The 5,090-nt window shown below is 63.9% G+C and carries 4 protein-coding genes; all 4 read left to right on the top strand.

Annotated features, from left to right (window positions below; all coding sequences use genetic code 11):
* A partial coding sequence (locus AAGI46_15655; GenBank protein ID MEM1013643.1) for an ABC transporter ATP-binding protein occupies positions 1–1,383 on the top strand: 1,383 nt, incomplete at its 5' end.
* Between the two features lie 158 nt (positions 1,384–1,541).
* Positions 1,542–3,362 (top strand): calcium-binding protein, encoded by a 1,821-nt coding sequence (locus tag AAGI46_15650; protein ID MEM1013642.1) that lies wholly within the window; start codon positions 1,542–1,544, stop codon positions 3,360–3,362.
* Positions 3,363–3,446: 84 nt separating this feature from the next.
* Positions 3,447–4,097, top strand: a complete 651-nt coding sequence (locus AAGI46_15645; protein ID MEM1013641.1) for a Uma2 family endonuclease — start codon at positions 3,447–3,449, stop codon at positions 4,095–4,097.
* Positions 4,098–4,106: 9 nt separating this feature from the next.
* The coding region (locus AAGI46_15640; GenBank protein ID MEM1013640.1) for a hypothetical protein at positions 4,107–5,090 on the top strand (984 nt) is incomplete at its 3' end.

Below are 5,090 nucleotides of genomic sequence, written 5' to 3'. Positions count from 1 at the left end.
TACGACACGCACGGCGTCCAGGGCATTCTCAAGACCATCACCGGCTGGTTCACCAACGTCGTCGCGCTCGGCATGACGCTGGTCGTCATGCTCGACATGAACGCGTGGCTCACGCTCGTCGCCTTCGGCGTCGTGCCGGCGCTGTTCCTGACGATCAAGTACTTCGGCCGACGCCTCGAGCGGTACAACGTCGCCCAACGCGAGGCCGACGCGAGCGTGACGACGCAGATCCAGCGGTCGCTGCAGGCCGTCGGACTCGTCCAGGCGTTCCGACGTGAGGAGGACGAGTCCAAACGCTTCGGCACCAGCGTCCGCAGCTATGTCGACGCGTCGCTCTCGCTGCACCGGCAAGAGGTACTCTACTGGCTGGTGCTGGGCGTCATCCTCGGCACAGGCGCGGCGGCGCTGTTCGGGTTCGGCGGGTGGTTCGTCGCCGACGGCAGGCTCCAGCCGGGCACGCTCTACCTCTTCGTGACGTACCTCGGCGGGTTGTACGACCCGCTCAATCAGCTCAGCGGATCGGCCGCGGGATTGCAGTCGGCCAGCGTACAGGCGAGGCGCGTTTTCGAGGTGCTCGACCGCGACCCGACCGTCGCCGACAGGCCGCACGCGAAACATGTTGTGCCCGCAGCACGACCGCTCGCTTTCGAGAACGTCTCGTTCGAATACAAGACTGGCGGCGAGCGCGTGCTTGATGAGGTGAGCTTCACCATCAATCCCGGCAGCATGGTCGCTTTCGTCGGCCCGAGCGGCGTAGGCAAGACGACGCTGCTCAACCTGCTGCCGCGCTTCTACGACCCGACTGCCGGCCGCGTGTTGCTCGACGGCGACGACGTCCGCGACCTGCGTGTCCGCGACGTCCGCGGCCACGTCGCGCTGGTCCTGCAGGAAAACCCGATCCTGCCCGCCAGCGTCGCCGAGAACGTCGCCTACGGCCGACCCGACGCGACGGACGCGGAGATTCGCCACGCCGTCGAACTCGCCGGCGCGGTCGAGTTCGTCGACAAGCTCGACGACGGCCTGGCGACACAGATCAGCGAAGGCGGCAGCAACTTGTCGGGCGGGCAACGTCAGCGCATCGCCATCGCCCGGGCCCTGCTCGCCGGCTCGCCGATCGTCGTGCTAGACGAACCGACGAGCGCGCTCGACCCGGAACACGAGCGTCGCATCACCGACACGCTGCTCGGCCTGCGTAGCGAACGGACGATCGTCGTCGTCAGCCACCGACTCAGCACTGTCCTCGACGCCGACGAACTCTTCGTCATGGACGGCGGCCGGATCGTCGAACGCGGTCGGCACGACGACCTGATTGCCAAGCGTGGTCGCTACTTCCAGATGGCCCGACACCAGCTTCGGCTGGAAGACGAGGCTTCAGGAGATTGAAAAGCTTGGGAACTTTCCGTTAGCCTCGCGGTCTCGGCTGCACCGGCCACGGGATGTTGTTTGATCCCGATTGGACTGGTGTCCTTTCCATTTCCAGCACGCCGACGGCTTGGGGGCCGGGCGTGTACCTGTCTGACACACCTGAAACGGGGTTTCTCATGAACACGAACAAATCGACCCGCGCGATTCTTGCCATGGCCTGCATCCCGGTCGCCGCTACGTCGGCCGCGATGCTGGTCTCCTGGAACAACGTTGCCGGTACTGACGGTGACGACGTCATCGACGCTTCCTACACCGACGTCAACGGCAACAGCCCGACGGACGGACCAGACATCATCGACGGCGGCGCGGGCAACGACAACATTCAGAGCTACGGCGACGCCGACAAGATCTTCGGCCGAGATGGCAACGACACGCTCGACGGCGGCGCGGGGCCGGATGAAATCGACGGCAACAACGGCGATGACGTCATCGGCGGACGTGAGGAAAACGACGAGATCGATGGCGGTGCCGGAAACGACATCATCTCGGGTGGCGACGGCGACGACACGCTTCGTGGCGGCGGAACCACGGTCTCGCTCGGCAACGACACGATCTACGGCGGTGCCGGTTCCGACATCATCGATATGCGGTCCAACGGCCTCAACGAAATCTACGGCGACGGGCCCGACGTCGACGACGCAAACGCCGGCAACGACAACATCATCGGCGGCGGCATCGACGACACGATCTGGGGAGGCGGTGGCAACGACACCATCAACGGCGGTGGTGGCGAAGACTTCATGCATGGCGGTGACGGCGATGACTTCATCGAACGTGCGTCCGCCTACTGGGTGGGCGTCACTCCGCCGGACGACTGGTTCCTCGACGAGGACGGCGATGAGCGGATGCTTGTCGACACCGTCTACGGGGGCGACGGCAACGACCTGCTTCATGGCGGCGGCGGCAACGTCAACAACAAGGTCGCCACGTACGTCGATGGCGGCGACAACCCGGAGGACCGCGACACGCTCATCGGCGGCGCGGGCTTCGATGTGCTCATCGGACGCAACAACAACGACGTGCTCATCGGCAGCGACAACATGGACACGTTCGTCATCATCGGGAACACCGTCGACGGGTACGAAATCTACGACGAGTTCACCGGCACCTACGGCGAAGACGACTTCACACCGCAACACGGCGGAAGCACCAAGAACAGCGACACACTCTTCTTCGCACGGGATGTCAACCCCGAGCAGATGACCATGATCCGTGCCGGATCCGGCAATCATCCGCAGCCCGAGTGGGATGTCAGCCTCGCCACCGATCTGCCCGTCACTTTCGCGTTCAGCGACCTCGAGTACGGGCACCACATCGAGTGTGTCATCACCGGTTCGGCGGCCGACAACATCACCGGCACCGATCGGCCCTCGTCCCGCAATGCTTACCCGGAGCGTCTCAACTTGAACGTCGGCGACGTCATCTTGACCGGTGCAGGCAACGACACGATCAACAGTGGCGGCGGATCCGACCTCATCGATGCCGGCGAAGGTGACGACACGCTCAACGTCAACGGCGACGGTTATCACTTCCTCGTCGGCGGTGCCGGGGGCGACGCATTCAACGTCGATGGCAGCGTTTTCGGCTCGCTACCGAGCAGCCATCGTGTCCGGGTAATCGACCTCGGATTCGAGGACCGTCTGGTCCTGCAGGGCATCGACACCACAGATCGTGTCGAGATCGACCTCAAAATGATCAATGGCCTGGCCGGGACGGAGGTCATTGTCGACGGCAAGCCGGTCATCGAACTGTGGGGAAGCCGCCCGACCGACATCGAGGTCGCCATCGACAGCCAAAGCCAGTCCGTTGTGCTTCGCAGCAAACTCGAGATCGCATCACCCACGCCCTTTCAGGGCCAAGGGATGAGTACCGACGGCGTCAAGAAGCCGGTCGATGACGGCAAGAAGCCACCGTTGATTCCCACGCCTCGGAAGTAGAGCCTTCGCTCTTCGATCATCGGACAGACGCCCTGGCTTCCCGGCCGGGGCGTCTTCGCGCTGTTGTGTGGTAGTATTTCCGTGATGAGCGTTCTTCTCGAAGAGCCTGTCTCGACGCGATCCGAGGTGGAGTGCGATCGCAAATCGCCTGCAGCACAAGTTGTCGAAGCCGGCGACGCCTTCACGCAGCCGCGTTCACCGAAGTGGTCACGCGAGCGATTCGACGCCGCGGTAAACGCCGGTGTCTTCGACAATTGGCGGACGGAGTTCATCGACGGAGAGATCATCGAAATGCCACCGCAAAGCGAGGATCATGTCTGGGCCTTCCTGAATCTCGACCGCTGGTGCAGGAGGGTTTTCCCGGAGGACACGTTTTACTTGAGGACGCAGAATCCGCTGCGTGTCAGTGACACGTCGGAGCCTGAGCCGGACATCGCCGTTGTTCGCGGGCAGATTCAGCGAGGCATGAGTCACCCACGATCCGCCGCGCTCGCGGTCGAGATTTCACGCTCGACGCTTCAACTCGACCGCGGAGCGAAGCTTCGCGGCTACGCCGAAGCAAGAGTCGAGGAGTACTGGATCCTGAACCTCGTGGACGGCGTGCTCGAAGTTCATCGCAAGCCAAATCCGAAACGTCGCGACTATGACGAGCGGATCGTGCTTCAGCCAGAAGACACCGTATCACCTCTGGCCGCACCGGAAGCAACCGCGAAGGTCGCCGACTTCCTGCCGTAGCGTCCGGGCGTGCGCGACAAGCTCCGCATCATCGTCGGCGGGCTTGTGGGGCAGTATCCGCTCGGCGGGGTCGCGTGGGACTACTTCCACTACCTGCTGGCCCTGTCAGAGCTGGGACATGACGTCTACTACCACGAGGACACGTGGACTTGGCCGCATCATCCGGTCAGCAACTATCCGGTCGACGATCCGTCGTACACGCTCGACTTCTTCAAGACGTTCTTCGCACGTCACGCGCCGCAGCTGGCGAACAAATGGTGCTACGTGCTGCTGCACGACAAGCACTTCGGCATGAGCCGCGAGGCCTTCAGCGACGTCGCGAAGTCGGCGGACGTCTACCTCAACGTGAGCGGCGCGTGCTTCCTGCCAGACGACCTGAACCCCAACGCTCGTCGCGTCTTCCTCGATTCGGATCCCGGCTACAACCAAGTCGTCCTGGCCACCAAGCCGGAGTGGTCCCAGCACGTCGATCGCTGGGAAGACCAAGTCCGCCGTGGCCACGACGTGCACCTGACCTACGCCGAGAACATCGGGCAGCCCGACTGTCTTGTGCCGACGTGTGACATCGACTGGGTCACGACCCGGCCGGTCGTGTCGCTGCCGGCGTGGGAGACGAGCCGACGGACCGACCCGCCGCCGACGGCACCGTTCACGACCGTGATGACGTGGAACTACTTCAAAGGCCCCGTCGTGTGGGACGGCGTGGAGTATTTCCAGAAGACGGTCGAGTTCGACAAGGTGCGTCAGCTGCCGAGCAAGACCAAGGCGAGCATCGAGCTCGCCGTCGGCAGCGATCGGTACGACGACGACACCTTTCGCGACGGCGGCTGGCGGTACGTGCGTGGCCTGCCGGTGAGCGTCACGCCTGACGGCTATCGCGACTACATCACCTGCAGGCCACGCACGTACCGCCAGCCGCCGTCGCGAAAGGTGTCGTCGTCGTACCGATCGCTGCCGACGGCGAGCTCGATGCTCGCCTTGGTCTTGCTCGGC

The organism is Planctomycetota bacterium (assembly GCA_038746835.1).
In the GTDB taxonomy this organism is placed as follows: Bacteria; Planctomycetota; Phycisphaerae; order Tepidisphaerales; family Tepidisphaeraceae; genus JBCDKH01.
Note: the sequence above shows the minus strand (reverse complement) of the source record. Positions and strands in the feature narration are given on the sequence as shown.

What these genes read in the sequence shown, in the direction of transcription:
- AAGI46_15650 (MEM1013642.1), top strand. Translation starts at nt 1,542, where the DNA reads ATGAACACGAACAAATCGACCCGCGCGATTCTTGCCATGGCCTGCATC.
- AAGI46_15645 (MEM1013641.1), top strand. Translation starts at nt 3,447, where the DNA reads ATGAGCGTTCTTCTCGAAGAGCCTGTCTCGACGCGATCCGAGGTGGAG.